Below are 25167 nucleotides of genomic sequence, written 5' to 3' on the forward strand. Positions count from 1 at the left end.
TGTGCAATAGCGCGTGTGAGGACATCAGCCATGGGGCGACCTAGCCGTAACCCACTGAAACGCCTGGCCATCGTGGCGGTGAGCACCGGTGTGACCCTGTCCCTGATCAGCGGGATCGGTGGCCCGGCGACCGCGTTCACGGCGCGGGCGGCGAGCTACGCCGTGCAGCCGATCGCCGCCATCGCGGAGCTACCGAGTTCCATCGGGATCGCCGAGGGCTACGACTTCTACGCCATGGACGAGGCGCAGATCGATCGGACACTCGACGCGATGGAGAGCCTGGGCGTCAAGAGCATCCGGCTCGGTGTCTTCTGGGCGGCCATCGAACCCCAAGAGGGTGTCTACGACTGGGACAAACTCGACCTGTTGGTCGCCAAGGCCAGCGAGCGCGATATGGGCATTCTCGGCACCATCCTGTACACGCCCGCGTGGGCCTCGGCCGAGCCCGAATCGTCCGGATTGGTCAACCACCCCGATCCGGAGAAGTTCGGAGACTTCGTCGGCGTTCTCGCCGAGAAGTACGCGGGACGCATCTCCACCTACGAGATCTGGAACGAGCCGACCGCGAGGATCTTCTTCGATCCGGTCGATCCCGCGGCCTATACCGAGCTCCTCAAGGCGGGCTACCAATCCATCAAGGCGGCCGACCCGTCGGCGATCGTGGTGGCCGGTTCAGTAGTACCCGGACCGACCTACCCGGACGGGGCTGCCATGAGTCCCGTCGAGTTCCTGCAGGGTATGTACGACGCCGGGGCGCATGGCTACTTCGACGCCATCTCCTATCACCCCTACCTGTACTCACTGCCGTTCTCCAACGGCGCCACCCAGATCGACCAATTCGATTACCCCATCGAACAACTCGGCGAGATGCGCGCGCTGATGGTCCAGAACGGCGACGGCAATCTGAAGGTGTGGATCACCGAGTACGGTCAGCCGACGAACGTGAGTTACCAGAACTCCCAGCTGACCGAACAACAGCAGGCAGCGTTCATCGAGGATCTGCTGCGCACCTGGCAGAACGTCCAGGGCGCCGGCCCGGTGTTCATCTATCAGACCCGCGACACCCAACCCAACAGCACCGTCCCGGAGGACAACCTCGGGCTGTGGACCTACACGTGGGACCGCAAGCCGGCCGCCGATGTGCTCAAGAACCTCATCGCCGAGTTCAACCCGCCGACCGGTCCGGTGGTCAACCCCCTGCAGGCCTTCATCGAGCAGATCGTGCGGGCGGTCAGTCAGGCACTGGCCTTCATTCCGAACCTGATCACCCAGGTCGTCCAGGCGGTCGTCGGCTTCGTGGGGTCGATCCTAGGCGTCAATCGCCTTGCGGCCGCCAGCACGACGGTCACCACCGACGCACCGCCGGAGCTCGACACCGCGGGTCCGCACACGGAGTCGGCACGCATGCTGGCCCGGCAGGTGAGCAGCGGCTCTGACGACTCTGACGGCGGCTCGATCACGGCGCAGGCCACACCGGACGATATCGCGGAGACCACCGAACCCGGCCCGCCCGCACAGCCTTCCGCTCCCGTGGTCGAGGCCGACCTCACCGGGGGCGAGGGTCAGGACGGAGAGGTTGTCGACTCGACCGACGAGGTGGACATCCGCCGGGAGCTCACGACTCCCGATCCGGAGGTGCCCTCGATCACCGATGAGCCCGCAGCGGTCAACACCGGTCTCGTCACCGGCACTTCGGATGGCACGAAGGAAGATCCGGTCGACCGGACACCGAGTGACGAGGCCGGCGATTCGGCTGACGGCACCGCCGACTGAGTCGATCCGTCGTCAGGGGGCGATCAGGATGCCGTCATCGGAAGCGGCCTTGAGCAGCTCCTGAATGGTCAGCTCGCCGTAGCCGGTGTGTACAGTTCCCTGGCGCGTGCCCAACCATGGGACCACGCCGGGGTCGGGATCGACGTCGAGGTGATAGGCCTGTACACCCATCAGGTGGTACTGAAAGAAGTTGGCGAAGAAGTCGATCGCGAAGATGACGCTGCCGACCAGGCCGGTGCCCCACATGGCCGCGGAGTTCACGATCGGGTTCATCGCCGCCCGGTCACCGATCATCACGATCGGGCCGTAGTGCGGTTTGAGGCCGCCGCCGGCCACAAACGGCGGGAGGAACGGTTGCAGCCCAGGCAGATCGGTCGACATGAACGCCACCGGACTGCCGTACTGAGCGATGTTGACGAAGTTCGACGTGGCACCGTTGCCGTCGACCCTCGTGTTCATTCCGGGGGCCTCGAAACCGATACCGGACAGACCGGTCTGCTGCGCGACGAACTGCGCCTCCCACCCGCCCAGTGAGTGACCGGTGACGAACACGTCGTCGGGGGCATATCCCTGCAGGGCAGCTTCCTCTTGGACCCGGCGCGCGAAGTCCAACGCATCGTAGAAGGCCCACGGCGTCGTATCGGTCAGGACGACCTGCAGATCGGCGACAATCTGGGCGATCGTGATGAGCGGGTTGAACAGCAGGTTGGTGCCACCGGTGGTGCCCTGATAGGCGATGATGACCTGGCCCTGCGGTGTCACCCACGCCTTGCCCGACATGCCGGAGAAGATGTTGGTCGACTGCAGTTGAAAACCGTTGACGGTCAACGGGACCAGGCCGCCGGGTGTGGTGCCCAGGCCGTACGCGGCCGTCGACGCATTGAGGAACTGCGCGACCGTCGGCGTCGGGCGGTCGGTGGGGCCGGTGTAGACCATGGTGGGAAGCGCCGGCTGTACCGCCGGAGTCTGATGCAGACCCGCCCACCGCTCCAGCTCCCGGAATGCGGCAAACAACAGATCGTTGATCGGCGCAATGTGGAACGGACTGCGCGGCCCGGTCGCGGCCACGGTGAAATCGAGGAACTGCAGGATCGCATTGACGATGCGGCCGGGCAGTTCGATCAGCGCCGCGATCGGCGACAGCGGTTGTGGCGGGGTAGGTGTGGTGACCTCGACCAGAGCCGCCGCAGGCGTCACGGTCCCGAGTTCGGGTTGCGACACCGGGGCGGTGAGCAGGCCGACGGATCCGATGGCCTCGGCACGAGTCGACGTCGGGGCGGGCCGGGCTTCGAACCGGTCGTCGCGAGAGCGCTCGGCCAGTGAGCCGGACGACGCCAGGGGTTGCGGCGTCGATTCGGTCAGGGGTGGTTGCGGATCGCGGGTGGGCTCGGGCTGCTGGTCCGAGCCGGGTTCGGGTTGAGTCGGTTCCCCGGATTCATCATCTTCGGGGGTGATGCCGGGCGTGATGACTTCCCCGGTGTCCGGTGTCGGGACGTCGACGTCGGGAGTCGGTGCGGGGGTACCGGCGCTGTCACCATCCGGCTCGATTGCCTCCGGTTGGTGATCCTTGAGGTCGACCGAATCGTTGTCGTCGGTTTCCCGGTGATCGGTCGGACCCGGCCGGACCGGCTCGGCCCCGTTCTCTCCCCCACGATCGGCGGGGCTTTTGGTCTCCTCGCTTCTGGTGTCGGGCCGGGTGGACGTCGGGCCGGCGGGAGCCGAGTTCGATCCGGTCCCGCCGGTCGATTCGGATCCCTCCGCCCAGGCCACACCGTGTATCGGTGCAACGACAAGGCCCGCGCTCAGAGTGACCGCGGCTACGCCATACCGCCACGACCGCCGCGTCCTGGCCACATCCATCCGCTCGACAGCCTCCATCGACGACCCCCCTGCGCTCCAGCCCGACGCTGACAACATGCGATGTCATGGGACAGTAGCCACAAAGCGCACGCGGGACGCCGTTTTGGCAAACCCGCCGGGTCCGCCGAGGAGCGTCTCGGACGGTCAGGACAGGGCGCGATCCAGATTGATCGCCGCGCTGATGAGCGCCAGATGGGTGAATGCCTGCGGGAAGTTGCCGACCTGGTCACCGGTCGCGCTCACCTGCTCGGCGTACAGCCCGACGTGATTGGCGTAGGTGAACATCTTCTCCAGCGCCAACTGGGCATCGGCCAGCCGTCCGGCCCGGGTGAGCGCTTCGACGTACCAGAACGAGCAGATCGAGAAGGTGCCTTCCTCGCCGTCCAACCCATCGGTGCCCGGCTCATAACGAAAGACCAAACTGTCCGTCACCAGATGTTTCTCTATCGCGGCGAGCGTGGACAGGAACCGCGGATCCGCGGGCGACAGGAACTTCACCATCGGCATCAGCAACAGACCGGCATCCAGATCGTCACCGCCCTCGACCCGGGTGAACGACTGCAGATCGGGATTCCACGATTTCGTCATGATGCGGTCGTAGATGTCGTCGCGAGCCGTGGACCAGGACACCAGATCACCGGGAAGTCCCCGTGCCCGGGCGATCCGGATCGCTCTTTCGATCGCCACCCAGCACATCAGCCGTGAGGTCGTGTAGGCCTGAGGTTCGTCGCGGATCTCCCACATGCCCGCATCGGTGCGATCCCAGTTCTCGGCAACCCAGTCGACGATCGCGATCACGTCGTGCCACGCATCATGGCTGATACCCGGACCGTGCTTGTTGAACAGATACACCGAGTCGATGATCTCGCCGTAGATGTCGAGCTGGAGTTGGCGTGCGGCGGCATTACCGACCCGTACCGGCTGGGAATGACGGTGGCCGCTCAAATGGTCGAGCTCATGCTCCTCGGGCGGCTTGCCGTCGATATCGTAGAGGACGCGCAGCGGACCCAACCGGCGGTCGTCATCGCCGTCGCGCTGGCCCATCCGCTCGGACAGCCAGCGGATGAAATCGCTTGCCTCGTTGACATATCCGAGCCGGAGCAACGCGTACAGACTGAACCCGGCATCCCGGATCCACACGTACCGGTAGTCCCAATTGCGGCTTCCCCCAACAGGTGCGGGCAGGCTCATGGTGGGGGCGGCCACGATCGCACCGGTGGGTTCGTGGGTCAGCAACTTCAGTGTGATGGCCGACCGGTGCACCATCTCCCGCCAGCGGCCGGTGTAGCTGGAGGTGGAGATCCAGTCGCGCCAGAACGCGATGGTGGCGTCGAAGAGGTCGTCGGTCCGGCTCATCGTGTCGGCGGTGACATCGTCTCCGTCCTGCAGCATCTCCAGCACGAACAGCGCGGTCTGACCCGATGCCAGTTCGAAGTCCGCTGTCACCACGCTGTTTTCGGGACCATCCTCGATATCGAGATCGGTGGAGGCGATCAGGCCGAGCCGCACCCCGTCGCCGGTGATCAACACACCGTCCCCGGTGTATTCGGCCGTGCAGGACTGACGGGCGTAGTCGGGGCGGGCGTCCAGTCGCATCTGCAGGCGCATGGTGCCGCGGACGCCGCTGATCCGGCGTACCAGACGTTGGCGATGAGCCTCCTCGTCGGGAGCGAGCACCGGCATGAAGTCGTGGACTTCGACCACACCGCCATCGGTGAGGAAACGCGTGATGAGCACGGCGGTGTCCGGATAGTAGAACTGCTGGGTGCGGGTGACGTCGGTGCACGGGGTGAGCTGCCAGCTGCCGCCCTTGTCCTGATCGAGGATGGCGGCGAACACGCTGGCGGAGTCGAAACGCGGCGCGCAGAACCAGTCGATGGTGCCGTCGGCGCCGACCAGCGCACAGGTCCGAAGGTCGCCGATCAATCCGTGTTGGGAGATCGCGAGCGCCTCAGTCATCCGGCAGGTGCCAATCGGTCAGCGTCGTGGCCGCCTCAGGTCCCCACGATCCGGTGGGATAGGACCGCACTTCCGGCGGGCTGTCCAACACCGGCTGGCATATCTGCCAGAGTCGGTCCACCTCGTCGGCGCGGGTGAACAGCAGCTGATCCCCGCGCATCACGTCGAACAACAACCGCTCGTAGGCCTCCATCGGCACCTCTGTGTCCTCGGACCGGCCCATACCGAAGTCTGCGTCGACAGCCATCACGTCTAGCCCGGGTCCCGGCTTTTTGGCGGCCAGGTGCAGGCCGATGGTCGGTTCGTCGGTGAGTTCGAGCACGAGCCGGTTGCGTTGGGGTCCGAACAGATCGGTCGATGCAGCGAAGGTGAGGGTGACGGTACGTCGGTTGTCGCCGAGGGCTTTTCCGGTACGGAGATAGAACGGGATGCCACGCCACCGCTCGGTGTCGACGAATACCTGGGCGGCGACGAACGTTTCGACCTGGGAGTCGTCTGCTACGCCATCCTCGTCGAGGTAGCCCTCGTATTGGCCGAAGACCACCCGCTGCGGGTCCATCGGTCGCATGGCGTCGAAGACGGCGGCCTTCGCGTCGCGCAGACCGGTTTCGTCGAGACGCGCGGGCGGTTCCATCGCGATGACTCCGAGCAGTTGGCACAGATGAGTCGTGACCATATCGCGGAAGCATCCCGTCGACTCGTAGAAGCCGCCACGTCCCTCGATGGTGAGCGTCTCGGGCACGTCGACCTGGACGGACTCCAGAGTTCCTGCGCGCCAGGCCGGCTCGAAGAATCCGTTGCCGAAGCGCAGTGCCAGGATATTCTGCACCGCCTCCTTACCGAGGAAGTGATCGACCCGGTAGATCTGCGTCTCGTCGAAGATTTCCTTGAGGGCAGAGTCGAGCTGGCGCGACGATTCCAGGTCGGTCCCGAACGGCTTTTCCACCACCACTCGGGCGTCCTCGGCCAGTCCTTCGCGACCGAGCATGTCGATCATCGGCTCCATCGCCTCTGGTGGCACCGACAGATAGATCAGCACGCGGGCGTCGGGGCCGACGTCTTCCCGGCTGCGGCGCACCGCGTCCGCCAGTTCGGCTCCGTCGTCGGCGTCGGACACCACGAAGCTCAACCGCCCGAGCAAGTCCGCCAGAACCTTGTCGTCGTGATCATCGATCGCCTCACGCAGGGCGGCGGCGACCGTATCGCCGAAGTCCTCGGGGGCGTGGCGACCCGACCCGATGATCGCGTAGTCATCGGGCAATCGGCCGGAAGCGGCCAGCCGATAGAACCCGGGGAACAGCATTCTGGCCGCCAGGTCGCCGGTGGCGCCGAACACCACGAAGACGTGTGGGCTCAGGTCTCGGCGGGGCACCCTCGTTTATTGCCCACCAACGGGTGCCCGCTAAACACCATTGCGTACCGGCCTCCACAACAGGGCGCCCAGGATCAGCCCGGCGAACGGCACCGCGGCCAGAATGGTGCTGAGGGTGACACTGCCTCCGGTGACGAGCGTGAAGTTGGACAACACCAGCCACAGACTGCCCAGCAGGCCGAGTACGGCCAGCACCGGCGCGAGTCGCGTCTGCCACAGCTTGCCACCGCCGAACTCGCGGTGCCGCAGGAAGAACACCAGCACCGCCACGGAGGTGGTCAGCATCAACAGCACCATCCCGACCGTGGCCACGCCGGCCATCGACCCGAAAACACCGACCAGCGGGTCGATTCCGAGAACGGCCAGCACTGCCACGATCACCGCCGCGGTCACGGTCTGGACCACCGAGGAGAAGGCAGGGGACTCATGGCTGCCGTGCACCGTGCCCAGTCGGGCCGGCATCAGGCCTTTGCGCGACAGCACGAACTGATAGCGGGCGATCACATTGTGGAAGGAAAGCACGCACGCGAAAAGGCTGGTCAGCAGCAGGATGTTGACGATATCGCGGCCGATGCGGCCGAGCGCGCCATCGGTGGTGTCCAGCAACATGTTGGCCTCGCCGTCCAACGTCTGCTGTGCGGTGGCGGCCACCTGATCCGGCCCGATCGCGACGACGAAGGCCCATACCGTCAGGGTGTAGAAGGCGCCGATCAGGATCACCGCGGCGTAGGTGGCCCGTGGAATGGTGCGCTCGGGATCACGCGCCTCGTCACGGAACACGGCAGTGGCCTCGAATCCGATGAACCCGGTGAGCGCGAAAAGGATTGCGATACCGATGACACCCTGGGTGAACACCTCGGGCGTGAACGAGACAAACGTGATGCCGGCCGGACCTGGGTCGGCCACGATGGCGAGGTCCAGGACGACGACGATGCCGATCTCCAGCGCCAGTGCCACGCCGAGCACCTTGGCGCTCAGCTCGATGTGCCGGTAGCCCAACACGGCCACAATCGCCAGGATCGCGAAGGAATACACCGGCCAGGGAATGGTCGGGCCGTTGTAGAACGCGACAGTATCGCCGATGGCCCAACCGATGTAGCCGTAGATGCCCACCTGGATGGCGGTGTAGGCGATCAGCGCGACCACGGCAATGCCTTTACCCATCCGTTCACCGAGACCGACTGTCACATAGGAGAAGAACGCGCCGGCTTCGGGGACGTGGGGGGTCATGGTCACGAAGCCGACGCTGAAGACCAACAGCACCAGGGAGGCGATCAGGAAGCCGACGGGCGCACCGGCGCCGTTGCCCAGTCCCATCGCCAAGGGCATGTTGCCGCCGATCACCGTCAATGGTGCGGCGGCCGCGACAACCATGAAGACGATTCCGACGGGTCCGAGACGTCCGGACAGCCGCTGGGTTTGCGCGTTCTGGGCAGTGGTCATGAGTTCTCCCGCAGGGCCGAGGTTAGCTGGTCGTGGTCGATGGCATGCACGGTGTAGCCGCGGTATCCGGTCACCGTCTCGGCGGCCACCATGGCGTTGACGATGGCCTCTTCGGTGGCCTCGATGGTGAGGTCGAACAGCAGGTCCATCAGTTGGGGGCCGACCATTCGCAGGGGAATCTCGCGGGCCACCTCCGGTGCGCCCTCGACGGCACCGTAGGGCGGGATACCGCGATTGCCCGTCGAGAACGCGAGCATCAGGTCGCCGCTGTACTGTTCGCCGGTGCCGCCGAGCCGGCCGACCGCGAGTGCGGCGCGCTGCGCCATGCGCTGGCACTGATGCGGCAACAGCGGCGCGTCGGTGGCCACGATGACGATGATCGATCCCGATCCGGGTGCGTAGCCGGGAGGAATGGCCGGCAGCGGCACATCGGGCTGGGTGATCGGTACGCCGTTGATTCGAAGACGCTCTCGCCGACCGTGATTGGCCTGCACCAGCACCCCGACGGTATAGCCCTGGACCCGTGATGCGGAGCCGGTGCCGCCCTTGAACTGGTGGCAGATCATGCCCGTGCCCCCGCCGGTGTTGCCCTCGGCGACCGGCCCATCGGATGCGGATTCCAGGGCGGCCCGCACATGCTCGGGCCGGACATGAAACCCGTTGATGTCGTTGAGGAATCCGTCGTAAGTCTCGCCCACAACCGGAAGAGACCAGTACGCACCGTCACCTCGGACACGGACCTGCTCAGCCACGAGTGCATCGCGGACCACACCGACGCTGTGCGTGTTGGTCAGGCCGATCGCGGTGGTCAGTTCCCCGGATTCGCGGATCCACTCAAGGCCGGTCAACTCACCGCTGCCATTGAGGACATGGGAGCCGGCGAACACCGGCTCGGTCCAGATGTCGTCGTGTGGAACGACGACGGTGACCCCGGTGTTGATCCCATCGCCCTGCAGAGTGGTCTGGCCGACACGCACGCCGGGTACGTCGGTGATCGCGTTGTGTGTTCCGGTGGGGTGTCCCCCGATGATCACGCCGAGATCTCTGGCACGCATTCTTCCCGCCTCGTTCACGAGTTATTTTCCATGTTGGAAAAGAACTATGCGCCCGTCGTGTGCGCTGCGCAACAGGAACGGCAAAATAGGGTCTGAACGACTTTCGAGGGGAGCAGCGCGTCGATGGCACGACCCAACCGCCAGCAGGAGCGGCGTACCGAGATCCTGGACGCGGCGATCGCCGTCATCGAGCGCCACGACCTGGCCTCCCTGCGACTGGCCGATGTGGCCGCTGAACTGGGCCTGACCACCAACGCGCTGCGCTACTACTTCAAAGACATGCCGGAACTGCTGTCCGAACTCGCCTTGCGCTCCGACATCCGCTTCTATGAGCAGCGGCTGGAGATCGGAACCCGAACCGACGATCCGTGCACCCGACTGGCACTCACCATCGCCGCCGGATTGCCCACCGGCCCCGAGGACGCCGAGTGGCGGGCCATCTGGCGGGCAGTACTTGCCGCAGGCTTCGAGCTGGATCAACGCGGCGATGTCCAGGCGATCTACCACCGGCAGGTGGGGCTCTATGCCGACCTGCTGGCCGCCGGCGCGCAGTCCGGGGCGTTCGTGTTGAGCTCCCCCGCCCGCGATATCGGCATGACGCTGATGGCGATGGAGGACTACTTCGGTTACCGGATCGTGGCGCGCGATCCCCAATTGGACCGACCGGTGGCACTGCGGCTCATGCGCGACTACGCCCGGTTGGCCACGGGCACGGAGCTACCCGACACGGTGTGATGGGAATTCACCTGCGCTTCTGAGGTCAGTGACGGCGCAGTGCGGAGGATGTCGACATGAGTTTCTTACGGACGGCGGCAAGCATCGTCGGGACCGCGGCGCTGCTGGGTGCGCTCCTTGCGCTCGTGCTGCACTTCTGGCCCGGTGTCGATCGGGTGACAGTGGCCGCCGCCGCGGTCTCGCCGGTGCTCTGGTCGGCCTGCACCGTGACCGCGGTGGTGTGCCTTCTGTACGCTCGCGCCCCGCGGCGCCTGGTGCTCGCCGCCGCGCTGGCTGCGTCCGGGATCTGGGTGCAGGCGCCGCTGTGGCGCGGCGAGCCCGCACCCACAGACCCGGCCCTGACGGTGCTCACCGCGAACATCCAGGTCGGGGCGGGCGACGCCGAGGCACTCGCGAAGCTGGTGCGCGACAACCATGTCGACGTCCTCGCCGTTCACGAGGTCACCGATGAGGCGGCACAACGAATTTCTGCGACGACGATCACCATCGACCTTCCACACGCACTGGTGCGTCCGGCAGCATTGGCCAACGGCACCGCGCTCTACAGCCGCCACCCCCTCAAGAACACCGGCGTCGTGCCCGGCTTCGTCATGACGGCGCTGACCGCTGTCGCCACCGTTCCCGGCCGCGGCGACGTGCAGCTCTTCGCGCTGCACCCCATGCCACCGCTGGACGTGGGCACCTGGGACTCCGAGTTGGGCCGCATCAGAGCTGTTTTGCAGGGCGTTCCCGAGGGTCGACCCGTCGTCGCGCTCGGTGATTACAACGCCACCTATGACCACGTGCGCTTCCGGAACCTGCTCACCGGTGGCTACCGCGACGCTGGGCAACTCGCGGGGGCCGGGTGGCTGCCCACGTACCCGACGGACAAGACCTATCCGCCGGTGGTCGGCATCGACCACATCCTGCTACGCGGCCTCGGCGCCGCGGCGGTTACGGCGCACGAGGTCCCGGGTGCCGATCACCTGGCGCTGCTCGCCCGCGTGGGCTGACGGGACGGCCGGCGACTAGCCAAGTGCGGCAGCGCCATTGACCACCACAACCATGCCCAGAGCGACGATGAGGAACGAAGCGATGACGCCGATGGCGCGAGTAGCGCTCAGGCTCAACGCCCCACCGAAGGCCGAGCCCACCCAGGCCAGAAGAAGCTGCCAGGTAAGCGACGCACCGCCGACCGCGGCCACGAAGATCACCGACCCGATCCACGAGCCATCGGAATGGGTCACTGCACCGGAGAGTGCGATGAAGTACACCAAAGTGATCGGGTTGATCGCCGTGAGCCCGACGAACCGGGCGAACGCCGCCGGCGCCGACGCTCGTTCTACCTCGGCTGCCGCTCGCGGCGGCTGTCTCATGCCCTGCCACAGCTGCCGCACGCCGATCGCGACGATCAGCACCCCCGATGTGAGCAGGAAGACGCCACGGTGATCATCGATCGCCCGCGCGAAGGTCGCGCCGGTGAGCGCCGCGATGATGCAATAGACCAGATCCACCGTCGCCACACCCGCGGCCCCGGCGGCCGCGGTGCGGAACCCGTTGACCAGTCCCTCACGCAGCAAGAGCGCCGCGACCGCGCCCAGCGGCATCGCCACGCCGAGCCCAGCCACCACCCCGGCAACGGCCGGTGCCACGATGTCATTCAGCACCCGCCGAGTGTGCGCGTCCTCCCCGTGCGCGCACCGACAAAATCTCCGGTGGACGGTTAAAATACCAAGCGTGGACGGTCTGGACGAGCAAATTCTCGGGATCCTGCGGGAAAATGCGCGTTGCTCGTTCAGTGAGCTCGGCCGCCTGGTCGGACTCAGCACGAATGCTGCGGCGGCCCGAGTCCGACGGCTGGAAACCGAGGGGGTCATCCTCGGCTACACCATCCTCGCCGGCCAGAATGTGCCCGGTCCGCGGGGCGGCCTGGAAGTATTCATCGATGTCCGCCTCGACGCCGAAACCGACAACGACACGTTCACCACACGCATCGCGCAGGTTCGCCAGGTCGTCGACGCCATCCACATGACCGGTCCCTACGACTACCTGCTGCGGGCGTACGTCCCGGATACCGGCGCGCTGGACCTGCTGCTGCGTCGGCTCAAGAAGGAGTGCGGAGCAGAGCAGACACAGACGCGGGTGGCACTGCGTTCCCGCTGATCGTTGAGCGCTAGCTGTACTGCTGGGGATCAGCTGACTCTGGATCGGCGAACTCCGCGAGCGCGACGGCAAGTCCGCAGGGATCATCGACGGGGATGAGATGGCCGCAGTGGGTCATGTCGACGGTCCGCAAGTTCTGAGTGATCGGCTGGAGTTGAACCCCCAACACATGGCCGACAACCCCGCCCGCGATAGCCAAGGTTGGCACGGGAACGCGGCGCGCGTCGGCCACTGCCGATTGGATTTGACTGCTGTTCAAGGCATTTCGACGGTAGTACTCAAACCCACAGCGCAGCGAGTCATAGCCGGAGTACGCCGCCACGAACTCCTCTCGAAGACCCGGGGCGAGTGCCGTCACCGTGCCCCCGTCCAGGAACCACCCCAGGTAGTGGTCCTCGCGGCCGGTGACGATGGCCTCGGCGAGGCCGTCCACAGCGTGAAATCCGAACCACCATGGCGGACCGTCTGCGAAGAACTCCTCGGCGCCGGGCGCATTCGGAAGCACTGCCTCCATCACGGCCAGCCTGCGGGCACGTGCCGGGTGCCGCTCCGCAAACATCCACGCTATGGGCGCGCCGACGTCGATACCCGCCACCAGGGCGTCGGAGACGTCCAATACATCGAGCAGCCTGTCGATATCGTCCGCCACCGTCTGCAGGTCGTAACCGGTTGCGGCGCGGGTACTCCCACCGGTGCCGCGCAGATCTGGCGCGATGACTCGGCGACTTTCGGCGAGAATCTCGATCACGCCGCCCCACAAACGCCAGGTGTGCGGCCAGCCGTGCAACAACACGATCGGCGGTCCGGATCCAGCCAGCGCCGTGTTCAGCGTGATCTCCCCGACATCAACGCGCGCAATCTCGATCGTCATCGCCGCGGAAACCCTCCTAGTGGTTAAGAATGTAGTCATGGTTACCGTAGGAAACCTCTACTTGCCTGGGAAGACGGCACCTGCCCAGCCCCTGGTTACGTCGAGGTGACCGTGCAGTCCAAGCGGGCGCCTCGTGGCGATCTTTTCGACGTGAGGTGCCCCACCCGTGATCTGCTCGATCGCGTCGGCGGAAAGTGGACGGCAATGCTCGTGAAGCTTCTCGACGAGGCCGGCGAGCGCCGCTTCAGCGAGCTCTCAAGGGGCGCAGCGGGCATATCGCGCAAAATGCTGGCGAGCACGCTGCGTGACCTCGAGCGCGATGGGTTGGTGTCACGCAGGGTCCAGCCAACCACCCCGCCGAGTGTGTACTACGAGCTGACACCCCTAGGGCGATCACTGTCCGAACCGCTTGCCACCCTGCGGAATTGGGCTGAGTCGAACATGCGCGCCGTCGACGACGCGAGGATCGAGTTCGACCGTAGGAGCTAGTGGTACTGCCGAGGTAGAACGGTCAATCGGGTGACGCCCGGGACCTTGCCGACCCCCGAGTGTTGCCGCTGGTGATTGTGGCGTGGAGCCCGCCGGACAGTGCCGATCGCCGGGCGCGTTCGTCGAGGTGGCAGTGCTCGGAAGCATCTTCTCGCCACCATGGGCAGTGGTGTAGAGCATTCGACGCTCGACGGCTTCTAGATCACCCACACCCCGCGACCGCGCCGACCACCGCCAACACGCACAAACCCCCGTTTGCCACACACATCCCGGTACCCCCACAGCCCAGCTCAGCACGTGCGTGGCGTCACGCCCACATATAACTGACTGAAATGTCAAGCTGAAGTGACGGGGGCGACTCCATATTGCGAGTGACACGTTAATCAGGTAATTGTGACTAGCCGGCTACAGCAGCTTCTGTGGCAACCAGGCGTGGGAACGGTGAGGTCAGGGGGCCACGACCATGAATGCGCTGCTCTGTGACGCACGGGTGACACCGGACGGATCGGTTTTGGCGATCGAAGATGTCGGCGCTCGCGGACTCGGGGGCGTCTATGTGGACGGCGCCGCGTCCACCGTCGATAGGGCCGGGTCCGTGCATGCCCTGTGGGTGCGCACAATGAGCGTTCACGAAGCGGAGCTCCTCGGAAGACGGGTTCGCGCCCGAGTGCTGGTCGGTTCTGACACGCGAGGGCTCGGCAGGCTCGTGTTCCGCGGACCGCTCACCATAGGAAGTGGAGTGCTGGCGATCGGTGACGCGCGGAGCCCGGATCGTCAGCTCCTGTTCGGTGAACCAGCCACACTTCACGTCAGCGTCTTCATCGAAACCTCGATCAGAACAATCTATTTCACTCACCCTCCCGCTGAATTCCCGACATCCGGACCGAGCGATATCACACTGCTCATTGCTGACAACCCTGGCCTCAGTCCCGCCGTCGGCAACACGACGTTTGGCCGTGCGCGGTTCCGGCGACTGTCGGAACTCCTCACTGCCCGACGCAGACCTCCCTGTTGAGAGGAATTGCTTTGTCAGCTCGCCGATCTCCGGCGAATACGACTCGAAGAACGGGAGGACGCCTTGCATCTGGTGGCCATAGCACTGATCGCTGCGCTTGTCGGCGCGTGCACATACTGGCTCTACGCGGACATTGTGACCGAGCGCGCTGAACGCAAAGCGCATAGTTCGTTGCTACGAGTGGTCGAGGGCTACGTAACCGCAATCAACAGCCACGACCGAAAAATCCTTGAGAGGACGACAGTCGGCCCGATGAAAGTCGATCTGCCATACGACATCATCTCCCCGATACGAGTCGCTGTCGAAGCGCACGGCCCCGCAGCTGTCGAGAATTTCACCGTCGAAGCGGTCGGCGAGACGACAGCCATCGGCTATCTGGTCACATCATTCGCAGACCCGCGGCTTCCACCTGAGCGCAGCCACATCACCAATATCAGTAGCGAGATTGTCTTCAAGAAAGAAGACGGAGTTTGGCGAATCAGTGGCACCGTGCTCCGACAACGGCGCCACCGCTTGCCCGACCACTGACACCCCGCCTACTGTGACGGCCAGCACACCTCGCGGAAGTCCGCGACCGAGGAGGACAGCGTGACCGCCGAGAAGAAGATCACCTACTGCCGCATCTGCGAACCGCTGTGCGGACTGATCGCCACCGTCGAGGACGGCCGCCTGCTCTCACTCAGGCCCGACAAGGACCACCCGCTCTCGCAGGGGCGCGCCTGCCCCAAGGGGATCGCGTTCAGCGACGTCCAGAACGATCCCGACCGGGTGTTGCAACCCCTTCGGCGCCGGCCCGACGGCAGCTTCGCAACCGTCAGCTGGGACGAGGCACTCGATGACATCGCCACCCGCCTGGGAAGTGTGCTCGCCGAGCACGGCGGCGGAGCCGTCGGCGAATATCTGGGTAACCCTTCGGCATTCGGGTACGCGGCCAGCCTGTGGTCGGGACTGTTCATGAAGCGGATCGGGGCAGGCCATCTGTACTCGGCCGGATCGCAGGACATCAACAGCCGCTACGTCGCCAGCAAGCTGCTCTACGGTGCCGCCACCCAGATCCCGTTCCCCGACCTGCCGCGCACCGACTTCCTGTTCATGCTGGGGGCCAATCCGCTTGTCTCCCACGGCAGCGCATTACGCGCACCGCGTGTCAAGGATGACCTCGCCGGCATCGTCAAGCGCGGCGGCCGCGTCATCGTCGTCGATCCTCGCCACACCGAGACGGCGGCCGCCTACGAACATGTCGCGGTCCGACCCGATTCCGATGCTTGGTTGATGCTCTCGCTGCTGAACGTGGTGTTCGCCGAGAATCTACAGGACAATCTCGCGTTGACGGCACACACCGTCGGCGCGGAAACTCTACGCGCCCTGTGCGCGGACTTCCCACCCGAGGACACCGCCATCCGCACGGGTATCCCGGCGCCGACCGTCCGCGCACTGGCCCGCGACTTCGCCACCGCCCGCACCGCGGTGGCGTACGGGAGAACCGGCGCATGCCTTGGCCATCACGGCACGCTGGTCAGTTTTCTGATCGACGCACTGAACACCGCAACAGGCAATCTGGATCGCCCCGGCGGTGCCCTGATGTCACATCAGGTGATCCCGGTCGAGCAGTTCGGGGAAAAGTCCGGGGCGTTCAGCTACGACACCAAGACGTCGCGCATCGGTGGGTTCCCGGATGTCTTCGGCTCGTTCCCGGCTGCGCTGATGGCCGATGAGATCACCACCGGCGGAAAGGGACAACTGCGAGCCCTTTTCGTGCTCGCGGGCAATCCCGTGCTGTCGGTGCCCAACAGCGCTGCCCTGGAGTCCGCGCTGGGGGAATTGGATCTGCTTGTGTCCCTCGATCTGTATGTCAACGAGACCAACCGGCACGCCGACTACATCCTGCCCGCCACCACGTTTCTGGAGCGCGACGACCTCCCGATGGCGTACGCGGCCTGCTGTCCCACGGTATTCCTGCAGGCCGCCGAACCGGTGGTGCCCGCATACGGGCAGGCACGCCCCGAATGGGAGGTCTTCGAGGATCTGGCCGAACGAATGGGGCTGTCGCTCTTCGCCACCGGCGCCCTCGCTCCACTGAACGCGGTGTTGCGGTGGCTCCGACGCCGCGGTGTGCGCATCACCCCGCAACGCATGATGCACACGTTGCTGCGCATCGGCCCCTACGGTGACAGGTTCGGGCTGCGCCGCGGCGGCCTCAATCCGGCTCGGTTGCGCGCACACCCGCATGGTGTCGTGTTGGCCGAGCACGCACCGCACGGTGTGCTCGCCGAGGCGGTCACCCACCCCGGCGGCAAGGTCGATCTGGCACCGCCCCAGATCGTCAACGAGGTGGCTCGGCTCGGCACGGCGCCCGGCACCACGGTGGACTTCCCGCTGCTGGCCATCGGGATCCGGGAACTGCGATCCCAGAACAGCTGGATGCACAACAGCCCGATCCTGATGAAAGGTAACCGCACCCAGCGCGCGCGGGTCAATCCCTCCGATGCGGCGGCGGCCGGTCTTGCCGATGGCGGTCGAGTACGCGTCGTCTCGGCCACCGGTGCCATCGAACTAGAGGTCTTGGTCTCCGATGAGCTCGGGCCGGGTACCATCGCCATCCCCCAGGGATGGGGACATCGTGGCGGCGGCTGGCGGCTGGCAAACGCCCATGCCGGCGTGAACGTCAACGAACTGACCTCCAACCGTCCCGAAGATCTGGAGGCTTTGGCGGGTATGTCGGTGCTCAACGGTGTGGCGGTGCGCTTGGAGCCGGTCCGGCAACCCGCCGAGAGTCCGGCCCGTTACTCGGCGTCGCGGCCCTGACGACTGCCGCGATAGACGCGCCGGCGCAACGCCGTCAGCCAGGCCGGAAGCAGTCTCACTCCGTCGGCACGGTTGAGCGTGGGATCGAAAGCGACGTCCTCCGGCCAGACATCCTCGAGGTCTCGATCGAACTCCAGTACCGCCAGCGGACCGAATTTCCCCGAGCCCTCGGCCTGTTCGATGCTGACCACCAGCGACTGCTCAGGCACTCGGCGGCGGATCTCGGCGGCATCCAGGCTGGCAAAGGCGCTGGGCGACAACAGTTCTGCACGCAGCCAATAGATCCTGTCCCGATGCCCTTGGACATCCGCCCGATCACCTGGCCGTTGCCAATGGGCAGGCCTTTCCCGGGTTCGGCGCACCTCGTGACCCGTCCCTGGACCAGCGCACCGCTCGGATGAAACAGCCGGGCGTCCCGCCGCGCGGCGCCCGCGCGGAACGGCGCGGTCGTCAGCTCTGAAGCCTTCATGTCGCCGGGTTGCCCGCCGTCGACCGCACCAAACACGACTCGTCGCCGGTGAGCGACGGACGACCGGCAGCGTCCCGGGTGATCAGACCTCGCGCCTCGAACTGGTCCAACCAACCGCCCATCGGTAGCCAGCCCCAGCGCCGCTGGAAGATTCGGGCATTGCGGACGATATCGCGCACATGCTCGACGGGTGGATCGCTGACGGGGTGGTACTGATGGAACGCCTCGGCGCCCCCGATCCACCGTAACGGCACATCGAGTGCGGCAGCCGTCTGGGCGAAATCGGTGTCTTCGCCGCCGTAGCCGCAGTAGTCCTCACAGAATCCGCCGATGATGCCCCAGGTGGGTGCGGTGACGGCAAAGGACAGCGACCAGAACAGCCGGTGATCGCCACCGGACAGCACGGTATCCGCATCAGGTGCGGGTCGCGCTGGATGCGGACTGGCCAATCGGCCCAGACCGGTCTCCGGGTAGCCGGTCGGACCCGGGGGTGGGAGATAGGCGACCGGACCGCACAGCAGCGCGTCACGGTGTGACGGTGTTGCGCCCACGTCACGGTAGCGCTGCACCATCGTGGGGGCGGGTATGCAGTCGACATCGAGGAAGATGAGCAGTTGCGCGCCGTCAGCCAAAGCTGCCGCTGCGCCGATATTCCTGGCTCGTGCCAGCGGAAGACCGCCCGCTCCGACGGCGCACTCGATCACGGCCGTGGGAAACCCCGCGCCACCGAGATGGGTGTGCACATCGGGATCATCCATCGCGATCACGACCTGTAGGTCGGGACGAACCGTACCGGCCGCCAATCCGGCTCGTTGGCGTTGCAGATGCGCGCCCCGCCCATGGACAGTGGTGATGACCGCGGTTCTCATGCCGACACCACGCCCCGGCATGCCCGCGCCGTCTCCTCGATCGCGGCGGCCGCGCGACCAGCAGCCCCGTGTACACGCCAGCGTTGCCACTGCTCCCCGCCGATCCCGTACGCGCGTCGGGTCAACTCGCCCCAACCCTCGGGAGCCGGCCACTCGAACGCGATGGCCGCCAACCCATGCCTGTCCAATACCGTTGCGGTGGTGTGCTGTTCATCGAAAGGGCGCCGCTGGGGAATCACGATCGCCGGACGCCCGGCGGCGGCCGTATCGGCGATGCTGTTCTGCCCAGCATGGGTGATGATGACATCTGCGCCGGCCAAGTGCGGCCACGGATCGGATACCCAGTCTCCGTGCTGTCCGCCCAGCCACGTCCACTCGGCCGATCCATCACCGGTGGTCTGCGCAGAGTCGGAACCGCCGGCGCCCGAGAGGACCACGATGTTTCCGGTGCTGACGCGGGCGGGAACTCGGCGACCGTCGAATCGGCTGATGCCGCCGACGTAGACGGTCTTGTCGTCATGAGGGCGAAGCCATTCGGGGATACGAAGCTCACGAGGCCATGCCGCGATGATGCGATCGGCGAGGGTGTGAACCAGCGTGTGGGGAGCGTCGGTACGGTTACCGGGCAACGCGATCACCACCACCGGTATCCCCAGCAGACGCGCGAAGGTCGCCACCTCAACCGAGACGTCGACGACCACAGCCTCCGGTCGGGCATCGCGAACCCAGTCGGCGATGGCGTTCATCCTGGCGGTGTAGCCGGTGTCGAAATGTGGCGCCCAATGCAGCGCACCGTGCGCGGTGGACTCGTGCACCGTGTCGGCGCCGTCGTCACGCGGAAGCACGATCACCTCCGTGAACGGATTGTCCTGCGGCACGTCTCGGCTGGTGAGCACGGTGACCGGCCGAGTCATGCGCTCGGTGATGCTCATCGCCCGCGCGAGGTGCCCGTAGCCGTGATGGTGCACGTAGTAGCCGATCATCGTTCGCATCTCCCGCCGTGGCGATCATGTGTCTATACAGCGACAGGTAGGTCCACACCATCGCATCTTCCGAACAGCACCGCGCGGGAGGTGACATCACCGGGAGGCATCAGGCGGCTGCGAATACCCGGCCCTCGCTCGCCGAAACCACCGCGTTGTTTGGCGGCGATATTCGCCAACTGGACGATTGAATGCGACGTCCCACGGGGTATTCCTCCACCGTGACCCTCGCAACTCCCCGCATCGAACCGCTCCTTCCTCTGCCCCGGGGGCCGCTGTCGCTAGCGGTCATCGAACTGCTCAACGAGCGTGCGCCGGTCAACCACCTGTCACGAGTCGAGGCGTCGCTGGCAGACGCCGACCCTTACGGTCTCGATCTCCACCTGGCGTTGTATGTCTGCTACGAGTTGCACTACCGGGGGTTCGACGGCGTCGACCCCGGCTGGGAGTGGGATGCCGGCCTGCTGCATTTGCGCGGTCGATTGGAGAGCCTGTTCCTGGCCGAGGTGCAGCGCGAGGTCGGCCCCATCGGGCCAGACGAGACCGCGCATGCGGAAATGGATGCGCTCTCGGTCGAACCCGTTGATGGCGAGGGGCTTTCGTACCATCTGCGAGACAAGGGCACCTGGGATCAGATGCGCGAGTACTTCGTGCACCGCTCGCTCTACCACCTGAAGGAAGGCGATCCGCACGCGTGGGCCATCCCGCGGCTCATCGGGCAGGCCAAGGCGGCGTTCGTCGCCGTCGAGTTCGACGAGTTCGGCGCGGGGAACGGCACGCGCTTGCATCAGCGGCTGTTCGCCGACCTCATGGACGCCGCGGAGTTGGATTCCGACTACCTTGGCTATATCGATATTGTTCCGGCCGAGGCGCTCGCTGCCGTGAACCTCATGTCGCTGTTCGGTCTGCACCGTCGGCACCGCGGAGCGGCCATCGGGCACTTCGCCTCCACCGAGATCACCTCGCCTCCGGGGTCCAGCCGCTTGGTCGATGCACTGCAGAGGTTGGGAGCCCCGCAGGAATGCATCGCGTTCTACGCCGAGCATGTCGAGGCCGATGCCGTCCATGAGCAGGTGGTGCGCACCGATGTGGTGGGCGACCTGCTGTCCCGCGAACCCCATCTCGATCGCGATGTCGTCTTCGGGATCCGCGCCCACGCCCTCGTCGAGGACAAATTGGCCGATCACATGTTGCGATCCTGGGACCAGAACCAGAGCTCGCTGCGACGCTCGCTCGACTAAGTAGGGTCTGCACTACGAAGAGGCGGGCCGGATATGAATCCGGCCCGCTTCATCTAACAGTCAGTTGTTGTCGTCGGCCGATTCCGTCGCCTTCACCTTTTTCGCCCCTGACGTGCGGCAGCGTCGCCGGTGGCTGGTGTCACACAGCGGATAGTCCTTGCTTCGCCCACAGGCGCATATCGCGACCATGAATCGGTCCGATTGGATGGTCGTGCCATCGGCGAGTTCCACCGACACCGGCCCCTGAACCAGGACCGGACCGCCGCGCACCACCCGAACGATACGAAACTCTTTCTCACTCATGGCTTGTCGGCCCTGATCACCAGTAGCTCCTCTTCACGCCGACCCGGCTGCAACCGTCCCGTATCTTCCAGCCACTGGGCACGGGCGCTCAGGACCGGGCCGAACGGGATCCATTCCCAAGCCACGATATCGGCGTCCAACCCAACGGCCGACAACGCCTCCAGCGTCTTCCGCGGATCTGCAAACTCCGACTGCACGATCAACACGCTGCCACCGTCAGCCAGCAGCGTGGGAACGGCCGCGCACAGCGGATCCAGCACCGTCCGACCGTCCGCGCCGGCATCCCAGGCACGTGCGGGGCCGACCGTTGCGGGCAGTGCGTCAAGCGCCGGGTCGTGGGGAACGTAGGGCGGGTTGCATATCACCAGGTCGAAGGGGCCGAATTCCGCTGCGCGCGCCCAGGATCCCAGGTGGACGTCGACCGACGCACCGGCGATCTCGGCGTTGGCGCGAGCGCATCGCACCGCCCGCGGGCAGATATCGAATGCCGAGACGCTTGACGCGCCCTGCACCGCAGCATTGATCGCCGCGACACCGCTGCCGGTACACAGGTCGGCCACTCTGCTTCCCAAGGCGAGCCCGCTCTTTTCCATGGTTTCGACCAGCAATCGCGAATCCTCCTGCGGCGCGTATACGCCGTCGGTCACCATGGTCACCAGTCGGGAGTCGCCGTCAAACGGGTAAGCGGTAGTCATCTTTGCCTCTCGCGGGTCAACGGGTCAGCACTGCCGGGCTGAAATGCCCTCTGCCGTCCCAGGTCAAACGCCGCATTCTTCAGCGCCTCGCCTGGCGGATACCCATTTCGTCGCGAGGACCAACATTGGCAATCCCACCCCACCTCAATATGAGCTTGCGCTGCGCCCCCGCCACGCGATGACATGTACCCATGAGTGCGTTATGGCCCCTGTTCGACCTTCGCGTGCGCACACCGCGGATCACGTTGACCTACGTCACCGACGATCTCGGATTCAAGCTTGCCGAACTGGCCGCCGGCGGCATTCACGACCCGAGCACCATGCCGTTTTCCGAACCATGGACGGATGCGCCGACAAAATTGTTGCAGCGCAACGCGATGCAGTACTACTGGCGTTGCCGAGCGAACACCTGCGCCGACAACTGGGATATCGTGCTGGCCGCATCGGATCGAGACGATCGATTGGTAGGGATGTGCTCGTTATCCGCGACCCATTTCCCGACGCTGCGGGTCGCCAGCACGGGGTCCTGGCTCGGCATCGAATTCCAAGGTCGCGGACTGGGCCTGGAGATACGACACGCTGCGCTACACCTGCTGTTCGCCGGCCTCGGCGGTGCACGGGCGACGACCCGCGCATGGCATGACAACGCCGCATCGCTCGGCGTCACCCGCGCGCTGCCCTACACCTACACCGGCGCGGAGCTGGCGCTGCGCCGCGACAGGCCCGACACCATGCTGTCCTTCGCCATGGACAGAGCACAGTGGAGCGCCCAGCGGCGCGACGACATCGGGATCCAGGGCATCACCGCGGCGCGCGCTCAGCTGGGTGTGTAGGTAGCCCCACTCGCCAACTGTCCAAATCTGCCAGGTCGCGAAGCTTCCGTAGCCCTGCCGCGTCCAATTAACTGGGCGTTTGGCCCATGATTGCAGATCTGGCAAATCTTTGACCGATACGCCAGCCGTCCGGAACAATTGTTCACACAACGCAATTTGCAATCTTGATAATTTCACCATCGGTACCATTTTGCGCAATCTGACCGCATCTCTCCGTCATTTTTTTGAGTACATGCCATTCGCGAAGCAAGTCTTCACGTGCGGTTAAGGCCCCCTATATAAGCACTTCAGGGCCACACTTTCGCACACTTCGGCTCTGCGCGGTCATTTGCTTCATCTTTTCTGGATTTCTTTGATTAGACGAAAAATTGCATGGGTACATCTCCAATATCAAGCGGAGTGATCCGAATCACATCTTGATGATCCTGGATATCTGGAGTGAGGAGAAGGCATCATGCAGGGGCCCTGGCAGCGAGCAGCTAATCCACTTTGCTCAGTAGCAGCGCCATTGTTTGCGGCAGCCCTGGTCGGGGCGTCGGTCCAGACCGGAGCGCCGCCCCCACCGACGCAGGATGTCCAGCAGGTGTCAGCCCAGGTGACGCTCGCCGCGGCCATCGATACCTCTCCCAACGCCGTCGGCATCGCCGAATCCGAGCTCTACTTCATGACGCCGGCCGAGGTGGAGGTCGCACTGGACACCATGGAGTCCCTCGGTGTCACCCAGATTCGGATCTTCGTGCCGTGGCGTGCCGTTGTGCCCGCACCGGGCGTCTACAACTGGAGCGAGGTGGACAAGGTCGTCGATGCCGCATACGAACGCGGTATCGCGGTGATGGGTGCCGTGACAAGCACCCCGACCTGGGCATCGGATATCCAGGACTCGGCCTACGGGGCTCCGCGTGACCCGGAGGACTTCGGTGACTTCATGGGCGCGCTGGCCGAACGATACGGCGCCGGTGCGGGTGATCCCGAAACCGCGCGTATTTCGGCATACGAAATCTGGAACGAACCACAGAGTTTCGTGTTCTGGAATCCCCGCCCCGATCCGGCCGCCTACACCGAACTGTTGAAGGCCGGTTACACCGCGGTCAAGGAGGTCGACCCCAGTGGCACCGTCGTCGGCGGCGTCGTCACCGCCGGACTCAGCTGGGGTGGGATCAACATCAACCCCGTGGACTTCGTCGAGACGATGTACGAATCCGGGGCCGCGGGCTACTTCGACGCGCTGTCTTATCACCCGTACAACTACGACTGGAAGTTCGGCGATGGCTTCGGCAACGAGATATCGGCGGTCGGACAGTTGCAGGCCATGCAGGACCTCATGGCGCAATACGGTGACGGCGACAAGACCGTGTGGACAAGTGAATACGGTCTGCCGACCTCCTATGTCTCCGAGGCCCAGCAGGCCGAGTTCATCGAAGATTTCGTGACAACCTGGTCCGAACTCGACGGCGTGGGACCACAATTCATCTACTCCCTGGTCGACAGAGACTCCGGCTCGACCGAGGTCGAGGACACCTGGGGCCTGTTCCGCGACGACTACACACCCAAGCAGGCCGCCACCGTGGTCCAGGCCTGGATCGCCGAGAACGGCCCCGTTCCGGAAAGCGGAATCCCGGTGGATGAACTGCCGACGCTGGAGGAGTTGCCAGACGCTCCGGTGGTCCCGGAGGCTCCGGAGGTCGAGGAGCCGGCGCCGGCTGATCCGGTGGCCGAGGCGGTGGCAAACTGGCAGGCAGCCCTGGCCGAAGCGGCGGCCAACTGGGCGGCAGGATGGGGCCAGCCGAACAGCACCGCCACGACGACACAGTCCGTCGCCGGAACAACCGCACCGACCACGACGTTGCGCACCGCCACCGCACCGGGCGATGACGAGGTCGACACGCAAACCAGCGCAACGGATCCCGCCCTGGAGAGCACCGATTCGTCACGGATGGCAGTCATCGAGGCCACTCAGGCCGAGCCCGAGAGCACCTCGTCGCGAACCACCACCTCTCGAACCGAGACCTCCCGAACCGCAACGTCGGAGCCGGATACGCCCGAGACGGACACGACTGTCGCTACCGATACCGCTGACAGCCCGGCGGATACCGGAGGCGAGAAGGACGCGGCGGCGAGTGACACGAGCTCGACCACGGACAACTCCACCGGCGGTTCGTCGGGATCTGGCACCAGCGACTCCACCGACGCGGACACCGGCTCAACGGAATAATCAGGCGATACCCGGCCGGGGTGGCTTTGTCGCCGCTCCGGCC

At 65.5% G+C, this 25167-nt stretch carries 22 protein-coding genes; 10 read left to right on the top strand and 12 right to left on the bottom strand.

Annotated features, from left to right (window positions below; translation table 11 throughout):
- The first annotated feature begins 30 nt into the window (after positions 1 to 30).
- Positions 31 to 1773: a beta-galactosidase gene (locus tag G154_RS25445; protein ID WP_081649918.1), complete on the top strand. Its 1743-nt coding sequence runs from the start codon at positions 31 to 33 to the stop codon at positions 1771 to 1773.
- Positions 1774 to 1785: 12 nt separating this feature from the next.
- Here the strand turns inward: G154_RS25445 and G154_RS03740 are convergent, their stop codons facing one another.
- From G154_RS03740 to G154_RS03760, 5 genes are all read right to left on the bottom strand, one after another.
- A complete protein-coding gene (locus G154_RS03740) occupies positions 1786 to 3651 on the bottom strand; it encodes a hypothetical protein (protein WP_023985204.1) in 1866 nt (621 codons plus the stop codon).
- Positions 3652 to 3777: 126 nt separating this feature from the next.
- A complete protein-coding gene (locus tag G154_RS03745) occupies positions 3778 to 5592 on the bottom strand; it encodes a glycoside hydrolase family 15 protein (protein ID WP_019513405.1) in 1815 nt (604 codons plus the stop codon).
- Entirely contained in the window at positions 5585 to 6964 is a 1380-nt protein-coding gene (gene zwf / locus G154_RS03750) for a glucose-6-phosphate dehydrogenase (protein ID WP_023985202.1), read from the bottom strand. Before zwf ends, G154_RS03745 begins: the two co-directional genes overlap by 8 nt.
- Positions 6965 to 6994: 30 nt before the next feature.
- Positions 6995 to 8407: an APC family permease gene (locus tag G154_RS03755; protein WP_019513403.1), complete on the bottom strand. Its 1413-nt coding sequence runs from the start codon at positions 8405 to 8407 to the stop codon at positions 6995 to 6997.
- Positions 8404 to 9462 (bottom strand): P1 family peptidase, encoded by a 1059-nt coding sequence (locus G154_RS03760; protein ID WP_023985201.1) that lies wholly within the window; start codon positions 9460 to 9462, stop codon positions 8404 to 8406. The genes G154_RS03755 and G154_RS03760 overlap by 4 nt, the downstream gene beginning before the upstream one ends.
- Positions 9463 to 9585: 123 nt before the next feature.
- Between G154_RS03760 and G154_RS03765 the strand changes: the two genes are divergently transcribed.
- The gene (locus G154_RS03765; protein WP_019513401.1) at positions 9586 to 10197 is read left to right on the top strand and encodes a TetR/AcrR family transcriptional regulator; all 612 of its coding nucleotides are present in this window, start codon (positions 9586 to 9588) and stop codon (positions 10195 to 10197) included.
- Positions 10198 to 10253: 56 nt separating this feature from the next.
- On the top strand, positions 10254 to 11189 hold the full coding sequence (locus G154_RS03770) for an endonuclease/exonuclease/phosphatase family protein (protein WP_019513400.1): 936 nt from the start codon (positions 10254 to 10256) through the stop codon (positions 11187 to 11189).
- A gap of 15 nt (positions 11190 to 11204) precedes the next feature.
- On the opposite strand, the gene G154_RS03775 is transcribed toward G154_RS03770, so the two are convergent.
- A complete protein-coding gene (locus G154_RS03775) occupies positions 11205 to 11843 on the bottom strand; it encodes a LysE family transporter (RefSeq protein WP_019513399.1) in 639 nt (212 codons plus the stop codon).
- Between the two features lie 70 nt (positions 11844 to 11913).
- On the opposite strand from G154_RS03775, the gene G154_RS03780 reads away from it, so the two are divergent.
- Positions 11914 to 12339 (top strand): Lrp/AsnC family transcriptional regulator, encoded by a 426-nt coding sequence (locus G154_RS03780; protein WP_019513398.1) that lies wholly within the window; start codon positions 11914 to 11916, stop codon positions 12337 to 12339.
- A 10-nt stretch (positions 12340 to 12349) separates the two neighbouring features.
- Here G154_RS03780 and G154_RS03785 read toward each other — a convergent pair whose 3' ends face one another.
- Positions 12350 to 13210 (bottom strand): alpha/beta fold hydrolase, encoded by an 861-nt coding sequence (locus G154_RS03785; protein ID WP_019513397.1) that lies wholly within the window; start codon positions 13208 to 13210, stop codon positions 12350 to 12352.
- A 105-nt stretch (positions 13211 to 13315) separates the two neighbouring features.
- Here G154_RS03785 and G154_RS03790 point away from each other — a divergent pair, with 105 nt between their 5' ends.
- The 3 genes from G154_RS03790 to G154_RS03800 all read left to right on the top strand — a co-directional run bounded on the left by G154_RS03790 (position 13316) and on the right by G154_RS03800 (position 17519).
- Positions 13316 to 13699 carry a helix-turn-helix domain-containing protein gene (locus G154_RS03790; RefSeq protein WP_023985199.1) on the top strand — a complete coding sequence of 128 codons (384 nt, stop codon included), beginning with the start codon at positions 13316 to 13318 and terminating at the stop codon, positions 13697 to 13699.
- Between the two features lie 1078 nt (positions 13700 to 14777).
- A complete protein-coding gene (locus tag G154_RS26305) occupies positions 14778 to 15242 on the top strand; it encodes a hypothetical protein (RefSeq protein WP_131701343.1) in 465 nt (154 codons plus the stop codon).
- 60 nt (positions 15243 to 15302) lie between these two features.
- A complete protein-coding gene (locus G154_RS03800; RefSeq protein WP_019513394.1) occupies positions 15303 to 17519 on the top strand; it encodes a molybdopterin-dependent oxidoreductase in 2217 nt (738 codons plus the stop codon).
- Here the strand turns inward: G154_RS03800 and G154_RS27035 are convergent.
- The 3 genes from G154_RS27035 to G154_RS03815 all read right to left on the bottom strand — a co-directional run bounded on the left by G154_RS27035 (position 17498) and on the right by G154_RS03815 (position 19840).
- Entirely contained in the window at positions 17498 to 17779 is a 282-nt protein-coding gene (locus tag G154_RS27035) for a hypothetical protein (RefSeq protein WP_019513393.1), read from the bottom strand. The two genes, G154_RS03800 and G154_RS27035, sit on opposite strands and share 22 nt — an antisense overlap.
- 205 nt (positions 17780 to 17984) lie before the next feature.
- Positions 17985 to 18857: a glycosyltransferase family 2 protein gene (locus G154_RS03810; protein ID WP_023985198.1), complete on the bottom strand. Its 873-nt coding sequence runs from the start codon at positions 18855 to 18857 to the stop codon at positions 17985 to 17987.
- Positions 18854 to 19840, bottom strand: coding sequence for a glycosyltransferase (locus tag G154_RS03815; RefSeq protein WP_023985197.1), 987 nt, complete (start codon positions 19838 to 19840; stop codon positions 18854 to 18856). Before G154_RS03815 ends, G154_RS03810 begins: the two co-directional genes overlap by 4 nt.
- A 191-nt stretch (positions 19841 to 20031) precedes the next feature.
- Between G154_RS03815 and G154_RS03820 the strand changes: the two genes are divergently transcribed.
- Complete coding sequence (locus G154_RS03820; protein WP_110807278.1) at positions 20032 to 21081, top strand: iron-containing redox enzyme family protein; 1050 nt, start codon at positions 20032 to 20034, stop codon at positions 21079 to 21081.
- Between the two features lie 60 nt (positions 21082 to 21141).
- Here G154_RS03820 and G154_RS03825 read toward each other — a convergent pair whose 3' ends face one another.
- Positions 21142 to 21384, bottom strand: a complete 243-nt coding sequence (locus G154_RS03825) for a CDGSH iron-sulfur domain-containing protein (protein ID WP_019513389.1) — start codon at positions 21382 to 21384, stop codon at positions 21142 to 21144.
- A complete protein-coding gene (locus G154_RS03830; RefSeq protein WP_023985196.1) occupies positions 21381 to 22079 on the bottom strand; it encodes a HemK2/MTQ2 family protein methyltransferase in 699 nt (232 codons plus the stop codon). The genes G154_RS03825 and G154_RS03830 overlap by 4 nt, the downstream gene beginning before the upstream one ends.
- 191 nt (positions 22080 to 22270) lie before the next feature.
- Between G154_RS03830 and G154_RS03835 the strand changes: the two genes are divergently transcribed.
- Positions 22271 to 22912 carry a GNAT family N-acetyltransferase gene (locus G154_RS03835; protein ID WP_023985195.1) on the top strand — a complete coding sequence of 214 codons (642 nt, stop codon included), beginning with the start codon at positions 22271 to 22273 and terminating at the stop codon, positions 22910 to 22912.
- 508 nt (positions 22913 to 23420) lie between these two features.
- The gene (locus G154_RS25450) at positions 23421 to 25124 is read left to right on the top strand and encodes a cellulase family glycosylhydrolase (RefSeq protein WP_157884736.1); all 1704 of its coding nucleotides are present in this window, start codon (positions 23421 to 23423) and stop codon (positions 25122 to 25124) included.
- Positions 25125 to 25167: the final 43 nt, after the last annotated feature.

Origin of the sequence: Mycobacterium sp. VKM Ac-1816D (genome assembly GCF_000416385.1) — a bacterium.
GTDB lineage: Bacteria > Actinomycetota > Actinomycetes > Mycobacteriales > Mycobacteriaceae > Mycobacterium > Mycobacterium neoaurum_A.